Origin of the sequence: Aeromonas sp. 96A (assembly GCF_051919165.1) — a bacterium.
Taxonomy (GTDB): Bacteria; Pseudomonadota; Gammaproteobacteria; order Enterobacterales; family Aeromonadaceae; genus Aeromonas; species Aeromonas veronii.
On record NZ_JBQBFE010000001.1, the window covers coordinates 3,993,697 to 4,015,663 of the forward strand.

Genomic DNA, 21,967 nt, shown 5'->3' on the forward strand with positions numbered 1-21,967 from the left:
GTGGCTGACGGGCCATTGGTATGACCCGTCAGCACGGGGTTAACCCTGATCCACTTGCAGCCAGATGGCGCACTGATAAGGGGCGAAGAGTGGCAGTGGTTCGCTTGGGTAATTGGCCAGTAGCAACCGCATCTTGTCTGTCACCTTGTCGAAGTGGGGCATCGGCAAGGGGTTCGCCGTGAGATTGGCGAGCAGCAGGGTGTGCTGCTCTCCGCTGGCCGGATCCTGCCAGTGGCGGCGATAGCTGATGCGCTCGGGATCATCCCCATCCAGCAGCTCGAAATTGCCGTGGCGAACGACAGGGTGAGCCTTGCGCAGGGCGATAAGCTGGCGATAGCAGTGAAACGGCGAGTCGGGGCGAGTCAGCTGCTCGGCGGCATTAATCTCGACGTGATTGGCGTTGAGGGCAATCCAGGGTGTGGTGGAGGTGAAACCGGCGTGGGGACCTGCATCCCAATGCATCGGGGTACGGGCATTGTCGCGGCTGATGGCATCGAGCCGCCGACTCAGCTCGGCAGGATCCAGCCCTGAGTGGCTGGCGCAGTAGTTGATGGCCTCCACATCGCGCAGCTCGTCCGGCTGCCAGTGGCGGTTGGTCATGGCGAGCTCCTCCCCCTGATAGATGAAGGGGGTGCCCTGCATCATATGCAGCACCATGGCCCACAGCTTGGCGCTGGTTTCACGCCACTCGGGTCTGTCATCGCCAAAGCGGGAGACGGCGCGGGGCAGGTCGTGATTGCCGAGAAACAGGCTGTTCCAGCCACGCCCGTGTAGCCCTTGCTGGTGGCGGGTCATGGCTCGCTTGAAGGCGAGGGGATCAAAGCGGGATGACCACTTGTCACTGCCCAGCCCCAGATGCTCGAAGTTGAACACCATGCTGAACTCGCTGCCATCATGGTTCGAATAGTTCTGCATATGGGCGAGATCGGCCCCCCAGGTCTCCCCCACCGTAATGATCCCCTTGCCACCGAAGCTCGCAGCATTGAGCTCACGGATATAGTCGTGCAGGCGCGGGCCATTGCTCATGGCCAGCCGGTCCCACTCCTTGCTCACCATGTCGATCACATCGAAGCGAAATCCCTTGATCCCTTTGCCCAGCCAGAAGTTGATCACCGCCGCCATTTCGGCCCGCACCGCCGGGTTGTCCCAGTCCAGATCGGCCTGACTGGGATCGAAGTTGTGCAGGTAGTAGCGATCAAGCGCTGGCACATACTGCCACCCGCTGCCGCCAAAAATCGAGGTAATGGGGTGAGCATCGACAAAGGCTTGATCCCGGAATACGTAGTAGTCCTGATAGCAGGGATCCCCGGCCAGTGCCTTCATAAACCACTCGTGCTCGGTGGAGGTGTGGTTGGCGACGATATCCATCATGATGCCGATGCCGTGAGCGGCTGCTTCGGCTATCAGCAGCTCCATCTCGGCCAGAGTGCCGAAGGCGGGGTCGATGGCACGGTAGTCCGCCACGTCATAGCCGTTGTCCCGCTTGGGGGAGCGATAGATGGGGGTGAGCCAGAGCATATCGACCCCTAGGGTGGCCAGATAACCGAGGCGCTGACGGATGCCGTTGATATCGCCCATGCCGTCGCCATCGCTGTCCTGAAAGCTCATGGGGTAGATCTGATAGATGACACAGCTATCGAGGTCGATATCGGGAGAGTGGAGGAAGTGCGGGTTCATCAGCTGGGCCGGTTGGGGAGGAGGCTTTCCATCTTACGCAGATGAGCGGGCACTCAACAGGGCAGGGGAAGCCTTGAAAAGGGTTCCATTATTGGCTGATTGCCAAAAGTGCGGGAAGGGTCACAAAGGTGCCATCCCGGGCCACGGCTATGGTCGGGATGGCACGGCACTTAGCGCTGATACTCTGCAGGAATACAGGCTATTGAGCAGTCTTGGCCTGCTCGCTGCGCTGTTCCTGCTGGCGCTCTGCCTTGTCTTGCTGGCGTTCCGCTTGTGCTTCCAGCTCCTTGCCGAGGAAGTAGTTCAGGAAGGTGCGGATCACCGCAATGATGGCGAGGCGGATCAGCTCCTCCTTGCTCGGCGCGATCGTGGTGGCTAGGATGTCGGCGGCCAGCTGGAACTCCAGCGCCAGAATAAGCCAGCTGCCAAAACAGAGGCGAATGCGCGGAAAGCCGGGCTGGTGATCACGCACTCTTGCCGCCAGCCAGAGGGTCTTGCCAAGCCCTATCACCACACAGGCTATGGAGATGATCTCCAGCAGCAGCTGGAACAGCTCGACCCCGTGCATCATCCCCTCTTTCAGGCTCGCTATCTCAAACACTCGGGTCACCTCCCTGATTCAAAAGAGGACACTATTAACACATCGCTCGGCAAAGGCCAAATCAGAGTTTCCTGATAAGCAGTGAGAGCTGTTCAATGAGCTGACGCGCCGCCGGGCTGACTCCTGCCAGTTGGAAGAAGCCGTGTATCACACCCAGTTGCCGCTGACAGGTAGCCGTGACACCGACTTGCAGCAGTTTGCGATAGAGGGCTTCCCCCTCATCGCGCAGCGGATCATATTCCGCCGTTACGATATGGGTCGGCGGTAATCCTGACAGGGCATGATGGTGGAGAGGGCTAGCTTCGGGATGAGTGGCGGGTAGCTCGCCCAGATAGGCGTGAAAACCGCTTAACAGCATGTCGCGGGTGATGAGGTAGTCATCCCCTAGCTGCCGGTAGCTGTCACTGTCGCCCGCAGCATCGAGCATCGGATAGATGAGCAGTTGGGCGGCAGGCAAGGAGGCGCCTCGCTCCTTGAGTCGCAAGGTGGTGATCAGGGCGAGGTGGCCGCCGGCACTGTCTCCCGCAAGGACAATCCTTGCCGGATCCCCATGCCATTTCTCCACATCAGCCATGATGGCGAGCGTAGCAGCCATTGCATCGTCATGTGCTGCAGGATAGGTGTGTTCAGGGGCAAGGCGGGTATGTACCGCGAACACCAGTGCCTCGGCGCGATTGCACAGCATCCGCATCTGGCGGTCGTGAGTGTCGAACTCACCGCTGACAAAACAGCCGCCATGAAAGTAGATCAGGGCCGGACGGCTTGCACTTGAGGTGGACGCTGGCTGATAGAGGCGAACGGAATAATGGCCGTTTTGCCACTCTTCGGCAGCGCCAACCTCCTCCTGTTCACCACCCAATATGGCTGAAGCAAGATAGCCTTCACGCCGCTCCTGCCAGCTCAGGCTGCTCGCCTTGGGGCGGCCTGCGGCAACGAAATCCGCCACCATGGCCGCAATGGCCGGTTCAAGTTGTGTATCCATAACGCACCAATAACTGTATATAAAAACAGTTATTTTGCGCCTTTAGCCAGAGAGCGCAACCGGCGTTAGCTGAGGCAGCTCACAAAATCAGACTTCAAGCAGCAGGAATTCAATCACATAGAGCGGCGGCAGAGCGGGGTAGATATCGCGGATCACCTGTTTGAGCTCGGGGAGGGTCATGTTCTCCTGACGGGCATGCTCGTCATTCAGTTCATCGAAGGCGACCGCCTTGACCGAGAGCACCTTAATGGTGCCAAAGGGCTGGTGCTCCGGGTTGGTGAACAGGGCCAGCCGCTGGCCGGGCTGCCAGTTGGCCTCGCTCTCGTCGCGGATGGTGATGGTCTTGCGGCCCGCCTGAATATCGGCAACGAAGCGGCTGAAGAAGGTGAATTCGGGATAGGGATGGGCAGACATGGTGACTCCTGACAGGGTGAATCGAAATGAGGTGAATTGAAATCAAAGATCGAGATAGGCGCGCAGCCTGGCCAGATCGGCGATAACAGGGCCGTCGCTGCCGTCGGCAACTATGCCCTGTTCGACCAGCTCCTTGAGGGCGCGGCGGTAGACCCGCTCGGTGGTGCCGAAGCGTGCAGCCTCGTGGGCCCGCTTGCGTGACCCTAGCATTGGAGTGCGCTGGCGTTCTCGCCATAGCTCATAGGCGATGTTGTAGGCAATGGGGTGGAGTAGCCGGCTGGTGGTGATCTCCAGGGTATCGAGATAGTCGCTGGCAAGCGCCGCAGCGAAGAAGAGGGTCAGCTCGGGCTCGGCCAGCAACCGCTGGGCCAGCTTGTTGGCGCAGATGACTCGGGCATCCAGCTCGGTCTCGGCCACCACGTTCCACTGTACCGGGGTGGCGCTGAAGAACTCCATCTCGCCGAAGATTTGGCTGTGGCACTCAATTTCGCCAAGCTGGAAGCGACGGCCAGAGTGTACCGTGCTGTTGAGGGAGACCCGGCCACGTTCGACCAGATAGAGCTGCTCGCTCTGCTCCCCCTGCCGCATGATCAATTCGCCCGGCAGGTAACGGCGCAGAAACAGGGTGCAGGTGTCGAGCGCCGCGGCAAAGCGGGGTTCAAGCTGCTTGAGTTCGGCGTGAAAACGGCCGAGGGGGTAGGGCTGTTGCTGCATGACGTACCTGTCGTACCGGATGACGAGGGCCATGAGGCTAGCAAGAGTGCGGGCCGGATACCAGCCCGCCTCCTGTTGAATGTGCCGTGATTAACGGTTTGCGGGTTATTGCACCAGGGCGTGGAGGGCGGCGGCGATGGCGTTTCGCTCGCCGTTCATCATGGCCTGCTCGGCGTTGACGTACTCATTGACCCCATCCTGCACATCCTGCTCGAACAGCACCACGTTGCAGAGCACGGCGGCAACCCGCACCTTGCGCAGGCGCCCCACGGTCAGCAGGGAGGCGGTCTCCATATCGGCGCCCAGCACACCACGGGCATGCCAGTAGCGGCACACCTCCTGCTCATCATCCCGATAGAAGCTGTCGTGGGAGCGTACCAATCCGTGCCAATGAGGTTGGCCGCTGGTTGCTACCTGATTGAGCAGGGCGGCCTGCAGCCAGATGTCGGCGCAGGCGGGGTACTCGGCGGGCAGATAGGCCTGCGAGGCCCCCTCATTGCGTACCGCCCCTTCCACCACGATAAGGTCGCCGAGCCCGATGTCGTGCTGCAGGGCACCGGCGGAGCCGACCCGAATAAGCGAGTGGGCACCGGCTTGCACTAGCTCCTCCAGCGCTATGACGGCCGAGGCGCCGCCGATGCCGGTGCTGCAGACCGTGATGGGCAGCCCCTGATAGCGGCCGTTGATGAGGCGAAACTCCCGGTTTTGCCCCAGCACCTCACACTGCTCGAGCTGGCTGGCGATGCGATCGACCCGGGCCGGGTCGCCGCATAGCACCACCCGCTCGGCAATCTGGTCGGGGCGGCACTGGAGATGGGGTAACAGACTCATGGCTTACAGACCTTGTGGCTGGCGCTTGGCGGCAATCACCCAGAGGCGGGTGCCGTTGGCGGCGATAAACAGCAGGATCAGGTATTCGAGCGACATGGCGTAGACGCCCTGCGCGGCATAGACACCGATGCTGATGATGTTGATGACGACCCAGAGGATCCAGTTCTCCACGTATTTGCGGGTCATCAGGATCTGCGCGACCACCGAGAGCACCGTCATGCTGGCATCCCAGAACGGGAAGGCATCAGGGGAGGGCTCTGGGGTGGCAAGGTTGGCACCAAACAGGTTGAGCAGGGAGACCGAGCTGCGCGCCAGGGTGGCGAAGACCGGGTCGATATAGCGGGTCAGCAGGGCGATGGCCAGCACGCTCACGGCGGCGGTCACCATCAGTTTGGATTTGCTGAGCCAGCGGATCTGCAGGGTATCCCCCTGATCGTTGGCCGGGCGGGTCCAGGCGTACCAGCCGTAGACGTTGGCGCAGAAGAAGAACAGCTGCAACATCAACAGTCCGTAGAGCTGGATCTGGAAGAAGATGATGGCAAACAGGCTGACGTTGATCAGACCAAACAGGTAGTTGATGGTTTTCTCCTGACTGGCAAACCAGATGCAGGCCAGCCCGAACAGGGTGCCGATGGCTTCAATCCATGACATGGCATAGCCGCCACCCAGCGGTATGGTCACTAGCGTGTTATTGATGCTGAACAGCTCGAATATGCTCATTTTCTGATCCTTGGGCATGAGGGTTAGTATGCGAGGGCGCCATTCTAAGGGGTGAGGGGGAGGAGGGGCAGGACTTTTGTCCGCCCCGGGCTTGGCCCATATCAAAGAAATCACCACTGGTGCCCGGTTATTCCAGCAGTGATGGGTTATGGTGCCCCCGCTGGCCGGACTTTATTGATATGTAGCAAGATGATAGCGCCGTGGCTGTGGTCTGATAGAGTCCACTCTCCGGGAGGAGAATCACGTGATAAAAGGAGGTTGTATTGAATTCCGAGCTTGTCTGGGTGCTCTGTCTGCTGGCTGGCGCCATCTATCTCTTCATGACTAACAAGGTGCGCATGGATGTGGTGGCCCTGGGTGTGGTCATCCTGTTTGTGCTGAGCGGCACCCTCACCCTGCCGGAGGCGCTGGCGGGCTTTAGCGATCCCAACGTCATTCTGATTGCCGCCCTGTTTGTGGTGGGTGAGGGGCTGGTTCGCACCGGTATCGCTTATCAGGTGGGGGATGCGCTGGTGAAGGTGGCGGGCAGCAGCGAGACCAAGCTGCTGGTGTTGCTGATGGTAGCGGTGGCGAGTCTGGGGGCTGTGATGAGCAGCACCGGGGTGGTGGCCATCTTTATCCCGGTGGTGCTGAGCGTGGCGAACCGGATGGGGATCCCCGCCGGTCGCCTGATGATGCCCCTCGGCTTTGCCGGGCTGATCAGCGGCATGATGACGCTGGTGGCGACACCGCCCAATATGGTGGTCAACAGTGAACTGATGCGCCACGGCATACATGGTTTCGGGTTCTTCGATTTCACCCCGATGGGCGTGCTGATCCTGGGGCTGGGCATCCTCTACATGCTGCTGGTGCGCGGCTCCTTGGTGGGCGAAGGGGAAGAGGGCAAAGGCAAGCAGACCGGACGCCGCACCCTGCGCGATCTCATCCGAGACTACCGATTGGCCGGTCGGGCCCGTCGTCTGGCGCTGCGGCCTGACTCCCCGCTGATTGGCCATACCCTGGACGAGCTGCAACTACGCGCCCGTTATGGTGCCCACGTTATCGGGGTGGAGCGCTGGCGCAAGTTCCGCCGGGTGATGGTGCCGGTGTCGGGGATCAGTGAATTTCAGGCCAAGGATGTTCTGCTGATCGACATGTCAGACCCCGAGGTGGATGTGCGGACGTTTTGCAGCGAGGCGCTGCTCGAACCCATGATCCTGCGCGGGGAGTACTTCTCCGATCAGGCGCGGGAGGTGGGGATGGCTGAGGTGTCGCTGATCCCCGAGTCCAAGCTGCTGGGCAAGAGTGTGCGTGAGGTAACCTTCCGCTCCAGCTATGGCCTGAGCGTGGTGGGGCTGCGTCGCGACGGCGAGGCTCTGGTGGGCAAGCTGGTGGACGAGCCGCTGCAGATGGGGGATACCCTGCTGGTGGTGGGCAACTGGAGCCATATCCGGTTGCTGCAGACCCACAGCCGCGACTTTCTGCTGATGGGCTTGCCTGCCGAGGTGGACGAGATGGCTCCCGCCCGCAGTCAGGCGATCCACGCGCTGGTCTGCCTCGGGGTGATGATCCTGCTGATGGTGACCGATCCGGTGCCCAACGTGATTGCGGCGCTGATAGCCTGTCTGCTGATGGGCAAGTTTCGCTGCATCGACATGGAGAGCGCCTACAAGTCGATCCACTGGCCGACCCTGATACTCATCGTCGGCATGCTCCCCTTCGCGCTGGCGCTGCAAAAAACCGGCGGGGTGGATCTGATCGTCGGTGGCCTGATCAATGTGGTGGGGGAGATGGGGCCGCGGGTCATGCTGGCCAGCCTGTTTGCCCTCTGCGCGGTGATCGGGCTCTTTATCTCCAACACCGCCACCGCAGTGCTGATGGCGCCGATTGCGCTGGGCACGGCGCAACAGATGGGGGTATCACCCTATCCGTTTGCCATGACCATTGCCATCGCCGCCTCGGCCGCTTTTATGACGCCGGTCTCGTCACCGGTCAATACCCTGGTGCTGGGGCCGGGCAACTACAAGTTCGCCGATTTTATCCGTATCGGAGTGCCATTCACCCTGTTGGTGATGGCGGTGAGCGTGGTGGCGATCCCCTGGTTCTTCCCGTTCTGATAACCGGGATGATGAATGTGTGCACCAGCGGCCTGCGGGCCGCTTTTTTATGTCTGGGAGACAAGAGTGGCAAGGCGTGCTCGGAATCAGTGAAGAGGGACGTGAACGTGAATTAACGTGGAGATGGGTTAATAGAGGAGCGAGAGAAAAATTGGGGAGAGGCAAATTTCAGATACAAAAAAACCAGCGTGAGCTGGTCTGTTTGGTACTGCTATTAATGGTGCGGAAGGAGAGACTCGAACTCTCACGCCTAGGGCGCCAGAACCTAAATCTGGTGCGTCTACCAATTTCGCCACTTCCGCAATATTAATGGTGGCTATGACGGGATTCGAACCTGTGACCCCCGCATTATGAGTGCGATGCTCTAACCAACTGAGCTACATAGCCGTTTGTTATCGACCACAGATGTGGAAGAGAACAGAAAAATGGCTGGGGTACTAGGATTCGAACCTAGGGATGGCGAGATCAAAACCCGCTGCCTTACCGCTTGGCGATACCCCAACAGAAATAATGGTGGCTATGACGGGATTCGAACCTGTGACCCCCGCATTATGAGTGCGATGCTCTAACCAACTGAGCTACATAGCCGTTTGTTATCAACCACTGATGTGGAAGAGAACAGAAAAATGGCTGGGGTACTAGGATTCGAACCTAGGGATGGCGAGATCAAAACCCGCTGCCTTACCGCTTGGCGATACCCCAACAGTGATGCCTGACAGAAACTATCAAACACCTTTCAAAAATGGCTGGGGTACTAGGATTCGAACCTAGGGATGGCGAGATCAAAACCCGCTGCCTTACCGCTTGGCGATACCCCAACAGCGTTCCTCAACAGTCGCGAGACTGGCAAAGAACTTTTAAAAATGGCTGGGGTACTAGGATTCGAACCTAGGGATGGCGAGATCAAAACCCGCTGCCTTACCGCTTGGCGATACCCCAACTAGAGATGGTGGCTATGACGGGATTCGAACCTGTGACCCCCGCATTATGAGTGCGATGCTCTAACCAACTGAGCTACATAGCCAACCTTGCTTCCGGTGAGTCGTTACCTCGTCACCGTGCGGGCCGAATTATGCGTATCTGGCTCTGGGGCGTCAACCCTTTTTTTGCCAGAAAAAAGCAATTTGAGTGCGTTTGACCAGTTATTGGTCTCTGTTGCGCAAAAGCCCAACAATCTGGTTTTTTTTAAGACATTGCCATGATTGCCCGGGCAATGGCAGATAAAAAACAGGCCAGCAAATGCTGGCCTGTCATGGGATTAGACGTTGAACAGGAAGTTCATGATATCGCCATCTTTGACGATGTAATCTTTCCCTTCAGCGCGCATCTTGCCCGCTTCCTTGGCGCCTTGCTCACCCTTGTAGTTGATAAAGTCTTCAAAGGCGATGGTTTGGGCGCGAATAAAGCCTTTTTCAAAGTCAGTGTGGATCTTGCCAGCCGCTTGCGGGGCAGTGGCACCGACCGGAATAGTCCAGGCGCGTACCTCTTTCACACCGGCGGTGAAGTAGGTCTGCAGGTTGAGCAGCTGGTAGCCGGAGCGGATAACGCGGTTCAGGCCCGGCTCTTCGATGCCTAGGTCTGCCATGAACTCGGCGCGATCTTCATCGTCCAGTTCGGCGATGTCGGCTTCGATGGCGCAGCAGACCACGACCACGACCGCGTTCTCGGCGGCGGCGATTTCACGCACCTTGTCCAGATAGGGGTTGTTCTCGAAGCCATCTTCCGCCACGTTGGCGATATACATGGTGGGTTTCAGGGTCAGGAAGTTGAGGTGGCTCACGGCGGCCAGCTCTTCTTTATCCAGCTTCATGCCGCGGATCATCTGGCCGTTTTCCAGCGCAACCTTGATCTTCTCAAGCACTTCCACTTCCAGCTTGGCATCCTTGTCGCCGCCTTTGGCGCGCTTGGACTGACGGTGAATGGCGCGCTCGCAGGCGTCCAGATCCGACAGGGCCAGCTCGGTGTTGATCACTTCGATATCGTCAGCGGGAGAGACCTTGCCGGCAACGTGAATGATGTTCTCGTCATCGAAGCAGCGCACTACGTGGCCGATCGCTTCGGTTTCACGGATGTTGGCCAGGAACTGGTTACCCAGACCTTCACCCTTGGAGGCACCGGCAACCAGACCGGCGATGTCGACGAATTCCATGGTGGTCGGCACAACGCGCTGCGGATTGATGATGGCAGCCAGCTGATCGAGGCGCGGGTCCGGCATCGGCACCACACCTGTGTTCGGCTCGATGGTGCAGAACGGGAAGTTGGCGGCTTCGATACCGGCCTTGGTCAGCGCGTTGAACAGGGTGGATTTGCCTACATTGGGCAGGCCCACGATACCGCATTTAAAACCCATGGATTGTTACCTTACTTGATGGATGCTGTTGGGGGTCGCCCGCAGGCGGCCCATGTCATGCTTGTTCTGGTCGTTGCTCATGTACCGGCACAATGCCCGTACAGGGTCAAACCGACCTAACCCTTTTCTGCCTTGAAGCTGTGCAAGCGATTCATGGCCTTGGTCATATCTTGTTTGAACAGGATGTCGGTGGCACGTAGGGACTCGTCCAGCGCGGCGTCGATCAGGTTCTGTTCACTGCTGGGGGCCTTGGTCAGGACGAAGCCAGCCACCTGCTCTTTGCTGCCGGGATGGCCGATCCCGAGACGCAGCCGGAAGAAGTTATTGTTGTTGCCCATCTTGGCGATGATGTCCTTGAGGCCGTTATGGCCACCGTGACCACCACCCTGCTTGAACTTGGCGATGCCTGGCGGCAGATCCAGTTCGTCATGGGCCACCAGAATCGCTTCCGGCTCAATCTGATAAAAACGCGCCAGTGCGGCCACCGCCTTGCCAGAGAGGTTCATATAGGTGTTCGGGATGAGCAGCCGCACATCCTGCCCCTCGACCAGGATACGGGCAGTATGGCCGAAGAACTTGGGTTCTTCACGCAGGCTGACATTGTGCCAGCGGGCCAGTTGCTCCACATACCAGGCGCCCGCGTTGTGGCGGGTCTTGGCATATTCCGGGCCGGGGTTGCCCAGTCCGACGATCAGTTTGATTTCGCTTGTCACGCTTGATGTCTTCACTCGCAGCTGCCGTGGGCACACTACCCAGGGCAATAGGACGCAATATTCTAGCCGCCGAGTGGCGATCACTCAACCAATGCGCATGTTATGGCGGGATTTGCAGCATTATTGCGGCCAATGGGTGGCTAACGGTGGGCAAACGGGCCTCTTGCAAGAGGCCCGTTTCAGCTTGCCGATGGATTGTGCCCGGTTGACTACCGTCGTTATTTGGCACGCAGCAGGGTGACGGTCTCTTCATCCAGTGCGGTCAGGGTGGGACGAGCATCGCGCACATACTCCACGAAAGAGGCTGCATCGGTGCCGCAATCCACGCCGCTGGCTTTGCAATCGAGTGGCTGGCCCGGGGCATAGACGGCGCCGAGCAGCTCGCCGTCTTGTGCCACCTTCAGCACCGGGAAGGCGGTCAGCTTGCCATTGACGCTGGCGATATCGACCCGCTCGCTCTTCTGACGCTGGGCATTGGCCAGTGCCTGCCAGCCATCGTTGCCGTTGGCGCTGTAGGCGTTCATCACCACCCGATAGTGCTGCTTATCCACCAGATCTTGCCACTCACCGCTTGCGGTCTTGCGCTGCAATTGGGTCAGGGTGCCCGCTTTGCCTGCGTCTGTCTCCTGGAAGGTGTAACGCAGGTGGCCGCCATAGGGGAACTTGCCGGCATGGGCGCTGGCGGGCAGGGTGGCGGTGATGGTCTCGGTCAAGAGGGCGCGTACCTCGGCGCCGGTCAGGGTCAGCACCGCGAGCTGGTTCTTGAACGGCAGCAGGGTGAGGGCACTATCCCCCTCACGCCATTCGCCAGCAGGCAGGTCGGCGCGCACGCCGCCCACCGCAACCAGAGAAAAATCGACCGGGCCGCCGGTCAGGGCTTGCACTGCTGGGGTATTGGCCCAGTAGAACTCCCCTTCGGCAACCAGCGGCGCTACATCTGAGCCGTGGCTGTCGCTGCCGTTGTCACCGGGACGACGGGCATTTTGCAGCTGCTCGGGGATGGTGCCGATCACCGGGCCGTAGGCTTTCTCCAGCGCCGGTTTGTAGTGGCTGTCGATGATGCCGCGCAGGCGCGGATCTTCATCCACGGTGACCAGATTGGGCTGGTTGTCGACAAACTGGCTTGCCTCTTTGCTGCGGGCATCGTCGAGCGCTTGCTTGCGCGCCGCATCGGCGAAGAAGTCGCGGCTGGCCAGCAGGCTGTTGTGGCCTTGGCAGTCGGTCACCTGACCCTGGCTGTCAAAGGTCACCTGTGCCAGACCGATGGCCTGGGCGTAGGAGCCCGCCTGCACCACGCAGGTTTTGCCGATGCCATCCGGATTGGTCACCAGCTTGGCGTAATCGCCGGTCTTGCCCCAGCCAATGTTGCGAAAATCGCCGAGCAGGCTGTGGGAGTGGCCACCGACGATGGCATCGAGGCCGTTTACCTTGGCGGCCAGCGCCAGATCCCGCTCGTTGCCGATGTGGGTGAGCGCCACGATCTGATGGATCCCCTTGGCTTGCAGCATGTCGACCGTGGCCTGAGCCGAGGTGACCTCCTTGCCAAAGCGCAGCTTGCCGACGTTGGGGGCGATATTGCCCATGTCTTCCAGCACCAGACCGATGACGGCGACCAGTTGCTTGCCTTGCGGCAGGTTGTCGAGATCGGTGACCGGACTCTTCTGGTTGCCGTCAAAGGCGTAGACCACGAAGGGCTTGAGGTTGTCAGCCTTGCTGAGGGCCGGATCGGCCTTGGTGTCGAGGTTGGCGGCCAGCACCGGGAAGTTGACCCCCTCGATGAAGCGGGCCAGCTTCTGGTTATCCAGATCGAACTCGTGGTTGCCCAGCGCCATGGCATCGAGGCCAAACTGGCTCAGCAACTCGGCGTTGGCCATCCCCTCGTTGAGTTTGAAGTAGCCGCTGCCCTGCCAGGCATCGCCGCCGTGCAGCAGCAGCAAGGGTTGGTTCTTGGCCAGCGCATCGGCCTGATAGGCTTTCGCCATGGTCAGCAGGCGCGGATAACCGCCAAAGCGGGTATAGAGGGTGTCCGTCTCCCCCTGCTGGGCAAAAATCTGCCCTTTGATCTCGGCATTGACCGGATCAAACTGGGAGTGGGTGTCGTTCATGTGAGCAAGGGTCAGCACAAAGGGCGGGTTCTCTTTGGCGGGCTGACAGGCGAACAGGGCGGAGGTGAGGGTCGCGAGCAGGAGGGGACGCAAGCAATTCATGGGTAAATCCTTAAGCCTGCCGGGGGCAGGGTCGTACCAGATAGCAGAAAGTTGGAAAGAGAAGGTCCAGAAAGACGAAAACCGCCTGATGGCGGTTTTCGTTATTGCTGAATCTATCAATGCTCAAACATGGCAGAGATGGACTCTTCGTTGCTGATGCGACGAATGGCTTCGGCCAGTACAGTTGACAGCGTCAGCTGCTTGACCTTGCCGACCGCTTTCATCTCCGCAGTGAGCGGGATGGAGTCGGTGATGATCAGTTCATCGATCACGGAGTTCTTGATGTTCTCGACGGCGGAACCGGAGAAGACCGGGTGGGTAGCGTAGGCGAATACACGCTTGGCACCGCGCTCTTTCAGGGCCTCTGCGGCTTTGCACAGGGTGCCGCCGGTGTCGATCATGTCATCAACGATGATGCAGTCGCGGCCGGCAACGTCACCGATCAGGTGCATGACCTGGGAGACGTTCGGGCGGGGACGGCGCTTGTCGATGATGGCGATGTCGGTGTCATCCAGCAGCTTGGCGATGGCGCGGGCACGCACGACGCCACCGATGTCCGGAGAGACGACGACAGGAGACTCGAGGTTCTTGGACTTCATGTCTTCCAGCAGCACCGGGCTACCGAACACGTTGTCTACCGGAACGTCGAAGAAACCTTGAATTTGCTCGGCATGCAGGTCAACGGTCAGCACGCGATCCACACCGACGCTGGAGAGGAAGTCAGCGACAACCTTGGCGGTGATGGGTACACGGGCAGAGCGGACGCGGCGGTCCTGACGGGCATAACCAAAGTAGGGGATAACGGCAGTGATACGGCCAGCTGAAGCACGACGCAGAGCATCCACCATGACGATCAATTCCATCAAATTGTCGTTGGTCGGGGCACAGGTGGATTGAATGATGAAGATATCGCCACCACGTACATTCTCATTGATCTGTACGCTGATCTCGCCGTCGCTAAAGCGACCTACGGCAGCATTGCCGAGTTTGATAAACAGGCGATCTGCGATCTTCTGGGCTAGTTCCGGCGTTGCGTTACCAGCAAACAGCTTCATGTCAGGCACGGTTTGAAACCTCGGGGTTGCATCCAGTATGTGGGGGAGTCTGAAATCAGACCCTATCGTTTTGGGGCAAACGATTTATCAAGATAACGTACAAGGTCTCTGCTGCCCAATGATTGTGATGATATCGGTAACCCGAATCCGTGGCCGAGTGCAAAACCGGCCACGTTAATCATCATCAATACCGTTCGGTAAAATTGGCTGGGGTACTAGGATTCGAACCTAGGAATGGCGAGATCAAAACCCGCTGCCTTACCGCTTGGCGATACCCCAATCATTTGAACTGTTGCAATGTGGAGAAGAGAGGTGATATGTTCTCGCCCTTGGCGACAAACCCATCAAGTCCCTTCGGCACGCAGGCCAACACTTCCCGAGCAGTCACTTCGTCTTCAAATTGAGCAAAGACGCAGGCTCCTGTGCCCGTCATTCTTGACGGCGCGTATTCTAGCAACCAGCCGAGCGCATTGGCAACCTCGGGGTGGCGCTTTTTCACCAGTGATTCGCAATCGTTTTTCCACTCGCCTTCCAGCAGGTTGTCCAGCGACATTTTCGGCGTGGCTCTCGGCAGGTCCGGATCCTGGAATACGGCTGCGGTCGCTACATGGCAATCGGGCTTGAGTACCAGATACCAGGCATCGGGCAGTTTGACCGGTTGCAGCCGCTCGCCCACCCCTTCGGCAAAGGCCGCCTTGCCACGGACAAACACCGGTACATCAGCCCCCAACTGGACGCCGAGCGCTGCCAGCTCATCTTCGCTCAAACCCGCTTGCCAGAGGTGGTTAAGCGCCACCAGCGTGGTCGCTGCATCGGATGAACCGCCGCCAATACCGCCCCCCATGGGAAGCACTTTTTCCAGCCGGATATGGGCACCTTGCGGGCTCGGCAGGGTTGCTTGCAGCAGGCGTGCCGCCCGAATAATCAGATTCTGCTCATCCGGCACCCCGGGAATGGCCGGGCTCAGGGTGAGTGTGTCGCTATTCGGTATCACCTCAAACTCGAGCCAGTCGCTGTGGTTGAGGAAGATAAACAGGGTCTGCAGCTCGTGATAACCATCGGGACGACGGCCATTGACGTGTAGAAACAGGTTGAGTTTGGCCGGTGCCGGCCAGCGTGTGGAAGCCATTAACGTGCAAGAGTCCATTGGTTGATCTGAAGCTTGAGGCGGCTGTTCTGGCCGGTCATGGTCAGCTGGTGTGGCAGGCGGTAGCCATCCTGATCCCGATAATCGCCATAAACGATCTGCCACTGGCCGTCGCGCACGCTGGCCAGACTGCTGTCGGGGTTGAGTTCAAACTCTGCCTGACCTGGCAGCCCCTTGATCCACTCCGGTAATCCTGCAACCGGAATATTCCAGCCGGTCAGTTGATAGATGAGCGCTTCGGCATCCTGGCTCTGGTGGCGATTGCCGTCGCTGTCGAGCAGGGTGATCTCGCCTTTGCTGCGGGAGAGCTCCAGAATGCTGGTGCCAATCAGGCTGGTGAGGTTGAGGCGATAATCCTCCCCATCCTGCTGCCAGTTGAGACGGGCGCTGCCCTTTTGCTGTGGCGTGATGATGGCCATCTTGCCGGATAGCTGCCAATGGGTCAGCTGCTCGAGGCGGGTCCGCTCCTGGTTCCAGTTCACCTGGTCACGCTGGGGCTGGGTGGTGGCACAACCGGCCAGCAACAGCAGGCAGGTGAGGGTAAAAATACGTAGCAGCAAGAGACGGCTCCAGAGAGAGGAATTTGCCACAGTATACGGGGCGGCCGTATTGCTTTTAAAGACTTACCCTTTCTCGTACAATTGGCAGCCTTTGCACCCAGCGTATGAAATGATCGTCGCCCACTCATGAGTTTGCTTGCCCTCGGAATCAACCACAACACCGCCAGTGTCGCCTTGCGGGAACGGGTCGCCTTTGGCCCGGACTGCATCGATCGCGCCTTGCGTGAGCTGGTGAGCCAACCCGGTGTCAGCGAGGCGGTGATCGTCTCCACCTGCAACCGGACCGAACTCTATTGCAATCTGGAGGAGGAGCGGCAGGAGCAAGTGCTGCGCTGGCTGCAACAGTTCCACGGGCTGGACGCGGCCGAACTGGTCACTGCCATCTATCAGCATCACGATGAAGAGGCGGTGCGCCACCTGATGCGGGTGGCGTGCGGGCTCGACTCGCTGGTGTTGGGGGAGCCGCAGATCCTGGGGCAGATCAAGCAATCCTACGCCCATGCCCAGCAGGCGGAGTCGGTGAAGGGGGCGCTGGAGCGGTTGTTCCAGAAATCCTTCTCGGTGGCGAAAAGAGTGCGTACCGATACCGAGATTGGCGCCAGTGCCGTGTCGGTGGCGTTTGCCGCCGTCAGTCTGGGTCGGCGGATCTTCTCCGATCTCTCCCAGACCAAGGTATTGCTGGTCGGGGCGGGGGAGACCATCGAACTGGTGGCCCGTCATCTGCGCGAGCAGAACGTCACCAAGATGATGGTGGCCAACCGCACCCTGCAGCGCGCCCAGACCCTTGCGGCCGAATTCGGCGCCCAGGTGATGACGCTCGAAGAGATCCCCGACTATCTGCACGAGGCGGATATTGTCATCAGCTCGACCGCCAGCCCCCTGCCCATCATCGGCAAGGGGATGGTGGAGCGCGCGCTGAAGGCCCGCCGCTTCAAACCCATGTTTCTGGTGGATATTGCCGTGCCGCGCGACATCGAAGCCGAAGTTGATGAGCTCTCCGATGCCTATCTCTACACGGTGGATGATTTGCAGGGGATCATCGAGCAGAACCTCGAAACCCGTAAACGGGCTGCCGCACAGGCGGAAGTGATCGTGCAGGAAGAGCGCGACGAGTTTATGGGCTGGTATCGCGGCCAGAGCTCGGTCGATCTCATTCGCGATTACCGCCATCAGTCCCAACAGGTGGCTGATGAAGAGTTGCAACGGGCCCTGCTGGCATTGGCGCAGGGCGAGAGTGCCGAACAGGCGCTCAAGGCGATGGCCCATCGCCTCACCAACAAATTGATCCACGCGCCGACCCAGGCGTTGCGCCAGGCTGCCTCCCAGGGGGATCAGAGCGAGCTCTCCCGCTTGCGGCAGGCGCTGGGGTTGTCACAAGAGCCATAATTTTCGGGCAACCTGCCGGTTGTTTCGTCCTCCATTGAGAATGCAAGAGTTATGAATCCGTCACTGATCAGAAAGCTGGAAGGCCTCATCGAGCGCCACGAAGAAGTACAGGCCATGCTCGGCGAGCCAGACGTGGTCTCGGATCAGGATCGCTACCGCGCCCTGACCCGCGAATATGCCCAGCTGGAAGATATCGTTCACGCCTTCCAGCGTTACCGTCAGGCTCAGGATGATCTTGAGACCACCCAGATGATGCTGGAGGAGGAGGATGCCGACCTGCGCGAGATGGCGCAGGAGGAGCTGCCGCTGGCCAAGGCCAATCTGGAGGCGCTGGAGCAGGAGCTGCAACTGATGTTGCTGCCCAAGGATCCCAAGGATGACAACAATTGCTATCTGGAGATCCGCGCCGGTGCCGGTGGCGACGAAGCGGCCATCTTTGCCGGTGACCTGTTCCGCATGTATTCACGGTTTGCCGAGCGTCAGGGCTGGCGCGTCTCCATCGTCAGCTGCAACGATGGTGAATACGGTGGCTACAAGGAGGTGATCGCCAAGATCGACGGCGAGCGCGTCTATGGCCGTCTCAAGTTTGAATCCGGTGGTCACCGGGTACAGCGGGTGCCGGAGACCGAGTCTCAGGGCCGGGTGCACACCTCCGCCTGTACCGTCGCCGTGCTGCCGGAAGTGCCGGAAGCCGAGCAGATCGAGATCAACCCTTCCGATCTGAAGATCGACACCTTCCGCGCCTCCGGTGCCGGCGGTCAGCACGTCAACAAGACCGACTCGGCCATTCGCATCACCCACCTGCCGACCGGTCTGGTGGTGGAGTGTCAGGATGAGCGCTCCCAGCACAAGAACCGCGCCAAGGCGATGTCGGTGCTCTCAGCCCGCCTGCAAGCGGCCGAGGATGAGCGTCACCGCGCCGCCGAGCAGAGCACCCGCCGCAATCTGGTAGGCTCCGGTGATCGCTCCGAGCGCATTCGCACCTACAACTATCCGCAGGGCCGCCTCTCCGAGCACCGCATCAACCTGACCCTCTACCGTCTCTCCGAAATTTTGGAAGGGGATCTGGACTGCGTCATCACCCCGCTGGTGCAGGAGTATCAGGCCGATCAGCTCGCCTCGCTGGCCGAGAACAACTGATGCAAATGGTGATCCGGCAAGCTCGCATTAAGTGTTGTGCCCATAAGGTGGAGTGGCATTGATGCAGATCCAGCAGGCCCGCGCCCATATCATGACTGTGTTGGCTGGGGGAGAATCCCCCCGCGCCGACGCCGATGTACTGCTCTGCCATCTGCTCGACTGCCGGCGCAGCTATCTGATGACCTGGCCCGAGCGTGAGCTGGATGCCGCCCAGCAGGCCACCCTGCAGGGGTGGCTGGTCCGTCGTCTCAATGGCGAACCCATCGCCCATCTGGTGGGCGAGCGGGAGTTCTGGTCGCTGCCGCTGAAAGTTAGCCCGGCGACCCTGATCCCGCGCCCCGATACCGAGGTGCTGGTCGAGCAGGCGCTGACCAGAATCCCGCAGGGGCCGTGTGCCGTGCTGGATCTCGGTACCGGCACCGGTGCCATCGCGCTGGCTATCAAGTCCGAGCGACCCGAGCTCGATGTCTGGGCGGTGGATCGGATGGCGGACGCTGCTGCACTGGCGCGCGAGAACAGTGCGGCGCTGGGGTTGCCCATCGAGGTGCGTGACGGCAGCTGGTTTGCCCCGCTCGATGAGCAGGTACCCCGCTTTGCGGTGATTGTCTCCAATCCCCCCTATATTGATGGCGCCGATCCCCATCTCGAGCAGGGTGATGTACGCTTTGAACCGCGCTCGGCGCTGGTGGCGGACGAAGCGGGACTGGCGGATATCCGCCACATCGCGACCCATGCCCCGGCCCATCTGCACAGCGAAGGGTGGCTGCTACTGGAACATGGCTGGGATCAGGGGATGGCGGTGCGCCAGCTGTTGCTGGGTCTCGGCTATCGCAGCGTAACCACGGTGCGCGATTACGGGGAGAACGAGCGGGTCACTCTGGGTATGTGTCCGGCCTGCTGAATCTCTTAACTACCGGTTTGACGGGCAGAGGCGCGGCCTCTGCATCGAGGATTGATATTGAATAGTTATCTTGTGCTCAAGCATCTGCACCTCACCCTGATAGCCGGGGCCGTGCTGATGTTTATGCTCCGCTTCTACTGGGTACAGACCGCCACTGGCCGAGCCTATAGCGCGCCGGTGATGAAGGTCAGCGGCTGGCTCAACGGTCTGGTGGTGCTCTCCGGCGTATTGCTCTGCATGGCGCTGGATCTCAACCCGCTCAATAACGGAACGCCCTGGCTCAGCGAGAAGCTGATGGCCATTCTGGTGCTGGTATTTCTGGCGGCGATGGCGCTGCGGCTGGCCAAAAGCAATCTGGTGCGCTGGTGCTCCTTTCTGGGGGCGCTCGGCTGGATCTACTTTATTGCCAAGTTGGCAGTGCTCAAACAGACGAGTGTGTTCGGCTAAGGCATGAAGAGAATGTTACACATAGACGAATGGACCGATTTCGAAGCCCACGACATCACCGAGCTGGCGTTGTCAGTCAGCGACGAGATTTATGGCTCGGTCGAGGAGGGGATCCGCGAGTTGAACCTGCTGGACGAGTGGCTGGACGAGCAGATCGAAGAGGGCACCTGCGACGAGGTGCGCCAGCAGTTGCTGCAAGGCTTCTACCACAGCCTCGGTTTTCATGGCGACTGGCAGGATTATTTCTCTGCCAACAACTGCGATCTCAATCAGGTGCTGGTTCAGCGCAAAGGGATCCCGGTCAGCCTCGGCATTCTCATCATCCAGCTGGGGCGCAAGCTCGGGCTCGATGTAGAGGGGATCTGCTTCCCCGGCCACTTCCTGGTGAGCTTTGCCGGTGGCGAGGGCGAGGTCTATGTCGACCCCTTTACCGGCGACGAGCTGAGCCTGGCCCGTATCGAGCTGCTGCTGCGCGGTGCGTTGGGGGACTTGGCGACTCTGACCCCCGACTACCTGCAGCCCTCCGGCCAGTGGGAGATCATCGAACGGCTGCTCAACGTCAGCAAGGGAGCCCTGCTGCGGGAAGACCGAATGCCCGAGGCGCTGCGTTGCAGCGAGCTGTTGCTGCGGATGAAGCCCGGCGATCCGCTGGAGACGCGGGATCGCGGCTTTATCTACGAGCAGCTCGATTGCCCGCGCCAGGCCGCCGACGATTTTGAATATTTTATTGAACAATGCCCGGACGATCCGGTGGCCGATGTGCTGAAAGTGCAGCTGGCCGCGCTGGATCTGAGCCCCAAGCCCCTCCATTAAGGGCGGCTTGAAACTGAAACAGAAGAATATCAAGGCCGCAGCGCTCGGCTGCAACGGAGTAACTTGGCTTCAGGCCCCTTCATTAAGGAAGTCTTAGATGGAACAGAAGAATATCAAGATCAACCAGATCGACGTAGCCAACGACAAACCGTTCGTGCTGTTTGGCGGCATGAACGTGCTGGAATCCCGCGACATGGCGATGGCGGTGTGCGAGAAGTACGTGGAAGTGACCAGCAAGCTGGGCATCCCGTTTGTCTTCAAGGCGAGCTGGGACAAGGCCAACCGCTCCTCCATCCACTCTTACCGCGGTCCGGGTCTGGAAGAGGGGATGAAGATTTTCCAGGAGCTGAAAGCGACCTTCGGCATGCCGGTCATCTCCGATCTGCACGAACCCCATCAGGCCAAGCCGGTTGCCGAGGTGGTTGACGTTATCCAGCTGCCCGCTTTCCTGGCACGCCAGACCGATCTGGTGGAAGCCATGGCCCGCACCGGCAACGTTATCAACATCAAGAAGCCGCAGTTCCTCAGCCCAAGTCAGATGAAGAACATCACCGACAAGTTCGAGGAGTGTGGCAACGATCAGCTGATCCTGTGTGAGCGCGGTGCCAATTTCGGCTACGACAACCTGGTGGTGGACATGCTGGGCCTGGGGGTGATGAAGAAGAGCACCGGCGGCTATCCGGTGATCTTTGACGTGACCCACTCCCTGCAGTGCCGTGATCCGCTGGGGGCCGCCTCCGGTGGTCGTCGCGAACAGGTGACCGAGCTGGCACGTGCCGGCATGGCGGTCGGTCTGGCCGGTCTCTTTATCGAATCCCACCCGGATCCGAAAATTGCCCGCTGCGATGGCCCGAGTGCCCTGCCGCTGGAGAAGCTGGAAGGCTTCCTCAAACAGATGAAGGCCATCGATGACCTGATCAAGGGCTTCGAACCTCTTGATACCTCGGCCTGATACCGACGCTGTCATGCCTGATGAAAATGCCCCGCAATGCGGGGTATTTTTATATCTGCCATATTTAGTTGAAGACTCAAATTAATCCGCGAGCAAACAATTGTTGGTTGCTGTGGTGTTAATGGTGTTAATTTTGTTGTGTGATTAATGTCTCTTAATTGTTTTTTATTACATGTAAAGTGGTCCCCGTAGTAATGCAGAAACAGCATGGATCGGGTGAGGTACGCAGATATCTCGTCCGGCTATCTGCATGTTTATTGC

Annotated in this window: 19 protein-coding genes, 9 tRNA genes and 1 pseudogene; 7 read left to right on the forward strand and 22 right to left on the reverse strand. The window is 59.6% G+C overall.

The window, feature by feature from the left end; all coding sequences use genetic code 11:
* Positions 1-39 precede the first annotated feature (39 nt).
* The 7 genes from ACTG2W_RS18540 to pnuC all read right to left on the reverse strand — a co-directional run bounded on the left by ACTG2W_RS18540 (position 40) and on the right by pnuC (position 5,939).
* Positions 40-1,677 (reverse strand): glycoside hydrolase family 13 protein, encoded by a 1,638-nt coding sequence (locus tag ACTG2W_RS18540; RefSeq protein WP_421309083.1) that lies wholly within the window; start codon positions 1,675-1,677, stop codon positions 40-42.
* Between the two features lie 199 nt (positions 1,678-1,876).
* The gene (locus ACTG2W_RS18545) at positions 1,877-2,278 is read right to left on the reverse strand and encodes a DUF1622 domain-containing protein (RefSeq protein ID WP_245147620.1); all 402 of its coding nucleotides are present in this window, start codon (positions 2,276-2,278) and stop codon (positions 1,877-1,879) included.
* A 61-nt stretch (positions 2,279-2,339) separates the two neighbouring features.
* The gene (locus ACTG2W_RS18550) at positions 2,340-3,260 is read right to left on the reverse strand and encodes an alpha/beta hydrolase (RefSeq protein WP_128835154.1); all 921 of its coding nucleotides are present in this window, start codon (positions 3,258-3,260) and stop codon (positions 2,340-2,342) included.
* Positions 3,261-3,347: 87 nt separating this feature from the next.
* On the reverse strand, positions 3,348-3,674 hold the full coding sequence (gene yqfB, locus ACTG2W_RS18555) for a N(4)-acetylcytidine aminohydrolase (protein WP_128835157.1): 327 nt from the start codon (positions 3,672-3,674) through the stop codon (positions 3,348-3,350).
* 42 nt (positions 3,675-3,716) lie between these two features.
* Positions 3,717-4,388 (reverse strand): Crp/Fnr family transcriptional regulator, encoded by a 672-nt coding sequence (locus tag ACTG2W_RS18560; protein WP_128835159.1) that lies wholly within the window; start codon positions 4,386-4,388, stop codon positions 3,717-3,719.
* Between the two features lie 105 nt (positions 4,389-4,493).
* Positions 4,494-5,219, reverse strand: a complete 726-nt coding sequence (locus ACTG2W_RS18565; RefSeq protein ID WP_128835161.1) for a nucleoside phosphorylase — start codon at positions 5,217-5,219, stop codon at positions 4,494-4,496.
* A gap of 3 nt (positions 5,220-5,222) precedes the next feature.
* Positions 5,223-5,939 carry a nicotinamide riboside transporter PnuC gene (pnuC, locus tag ACTG2W_RS18570; RefSeq protein WP_128835163.1) on the reverse strand — a complete coding sequence of 239 codons (717 nt, stop codon included), beginning with the start codon at positions 5,937-5,939 and terminating at the stop codon, positions 5,223-5,225.
* Between the two features lie 263 nt (positions 5,940-6,202).
* On the opposite strand from pnuC, the gene ACTG2W_RS18575 reads away from it, so the two are divergent.
* On the forward strand, positions 6,203-8,035 hold the full coding sequence (locus ACTG2W_RS18575; protein ID WP_128835165.1) for an SLC13 family permease: 1,833 nt from the start codon (positions 6,203-6,205) through the stop codon (positions 8,033-8,035).
* Positions 8,036-8,253: 218 nt separating this feature from the next.
* On the opposite strand, the gene ACTG2W_RS18580 is transcribed toward ACTG2W_RS18575, so the two are convergent.
* From ACTG2W_RS18580 to lolB, 15 genes and pseudogenes are all read right to left on the reverse strand, one after another.
* Positions 8,254-8,337: transfer RNA gene (locus tag ACTG2W_RS18580), tRNA-Leu, on the reverse strand.
* Between the two features lie 8 nt (positions 8,338-8,345).
* Positions 8,346-8,422 (reverse strand) — tRNA-Met (locus ACTG2W_RS18585).
* Positions 8,423-8,461: 39 nt separating this feature from the next.
* A tRNA-Gln gene (locus ACTG2W_RS18590) sits at positions 8,462-8,536 on the reverse strand.
* A gap of 10 nt (positions 8,537-8,546) precedes the next feature.
* Positions 8,547-8,623: transfer RNA gene (locus ACTG2W_RS18595), tRNA-Met, on the reverse strand.
* A 39-nt stretch (positions 8,624-8,662) separates the two neighbouring features.
* Positions 8,663-8,737 (reverse strand) — tRNA-Gln (locus ACTG2W_RS18600).
* A 41-nt stretch (positions 8,738-8,778) separates the two neighbouring features.
* Positions 8,779-8,853, reverse strand: a tRNA-Gln gene (locus ACTG2W_RS18605).
* Between the two features lie 46 nt (positions 8,854-8,899).
* Positions 8,900-8,974, reverse strand: a tRNA-Gln gene (locus ACTG2W_RS18610).
* 8 nt (positions 8,975-8,982) lie between these two features.
* A tRNA-Met gene (locus ACTG2W_RS18615) sits at positions 8,983-9,059 on the reverse strand.
* 234 nt (positions 9,060-9,293) lie between these two features.
* A complete protein-coding gene (ychF, locus tag ACTG2W_RS18620) occupies positions 9,294-10,385 on the reverse strand; it encodes a redox-regulated ATPase YchF (RefSeq protein WP_005353921.1) in 1,092 nt (363 codons plus the stop codon).
* 116 nt (positions 10,386-10,501) lie between these two features.
* Positions 10,502-11,098, reverse strand: coding sequence for an aminoacyl-tRNA hydrolase (gene pth, locus ACTG2W_RS18625; RefSeq protein WP_058059203.1), 597 nt, complete (start codon positions 11,096-11,098; stop codon positions 10,502-10,504).
* A 218-nt stretch (positions 11,099-11,316) separates the two neighbouring features.
* Positions 11,317-13,305 (reverse strand): bifunctional metallophosphatase/5'-nucleotidase, encoded by a 1,989-nt coding sequence (locus ACTG2W_RS18630; RefSeq protein WP_106842786.1) that lies wholly within the window; start codon positions 13,303-13,305, stop codon positions 11,317-11,319.
* A 116-nt stretch (positions 13,306-13,421) separates the two neighbouring features.
* Positions 13,422-14,369, reverse strand: coding sequence for a ribose-phosphate pyrophosphokinase (locus ACTG2W_RS18635; RefSeq protein WP_005343846.1), 948 nt, complete (start codon positions 14,367-14,369; stop codon positions 13,422-13,424).
* Positions 14,370-14,564: 195 nt separating this feature from the next.
* A tRNA-Gln gene (locus ACTG2W_RS18640) sits at positions 14,565-14,639 on the reverse strand.
* Positions 14,619-15,489 (reverse strand): annotated as a pseudogene (gene ispE, locus ACTG2W_RS18645) (4-(cytidine 5'-diphospho)-2-C-methyl-D-erythritol kinase). Before ispE ends, ACTG2W_RS18640 begins: the two are co-directional and overlap by 21 nt.
* Entirely contained in the window at positions 15,489-16,067 is a 579-nt protein-coding gene (gene lolB / locus ACTG2W_RS18650; protein WP_005353907.1) for a lipoprotein insertase outer membrane protein LolB, read from the reverse strand. Before lolB ends, ispE begins: the two are co-directional and overlap by 1 nt.
* A 126-nt stretch (positions 16,068-16,193) precedes the next feature.
* Here lolB and hemA point away from each other — a divergent pair, with 126 nt between their 5' ends.
* The 6 genes from hemA to kdsA all read left to right on the forward strand — a co-directional run bounded on the left by hemA (position 16,194) and on the right by kdsA (position 21,706).
* Positions 16,194-17,453, forward strand: a complete 1,260-nt coding sequence (gene hemA / locus ACTG2W_RS18655; protein ID WP_005362209.1) for a glutamyl-tRNA reductase — start codon at positions 16,194-16,196, stop codon at positions 17,451-17,453.
* A 51-nt stretch (positions 17,454-17,504) separates the two neighbouring features.
* Positions 17,505-18,593, forward strand: a complete 1,089-nt coding sequence (gene prfA / locus ACTG2W_RS18660) for a peptide chain release factor 1 (protein ID WP_042061304.1) — start codon at positions 17,505-17,507, stop codon at positions 18,591-18,593.
* A 61-nt stretch (positions 18,594-18,654) separates the two neighbouring features.
* Positions 18,655-19,494: a peptide chain release factor N(5)-glutamine methyltransferase gene (gene prmC, locus ACTG2W_RS18665; RefSeq protein WP_421309420.1), complete on the forward strand. Its 840-nt coding sequence runs from the start codon at positions 18,655-18,657 to the stop codon at positions 19,492-19,494.
* Between the two features lie 57 nt (positions 19,495-19,551).
* The gene (locus tag ACTG2W_RS18670; RefSeq protein WP_421309419.1) at positions 19,552-19,941 is read left to right on the forward strand and encodes a SirB2 family protein; all 390 of its coding nucleotides are present in this window, start codon (positions 19,552-19,554) and stop codon (positions 19,939-19,941) included.
* A gap of 12 nt (positions 19,942-19,953) precedes the next feature.
* Positions 19,954-20,754, forward strand: coding sequence for a SirB1 family protein (locus tag ACTG2W_RS18675; protein ID WP_005362204.1), 801 nt, complete (start codon positions 19,954-19,956; stop codon positions 20,752-20,754).
* A 97-nt stretch (positions 20,755-20,851) separates the two neighbouring features.
* Positions 20,852-21,706, forward strand: a complete 855-nt coding sequence (kdsA, locus tag ACTG2W_RS18680) for a 3-deoxy-8-phosphooctulonate synthase (RefSeq protein ID WP_005334937.1) — start codon at positions 20,852-20,854, stop codon at positions 21,704-21,706.
* Positions 21,707-21,967 lie beyond the last annotated feature (261 nt).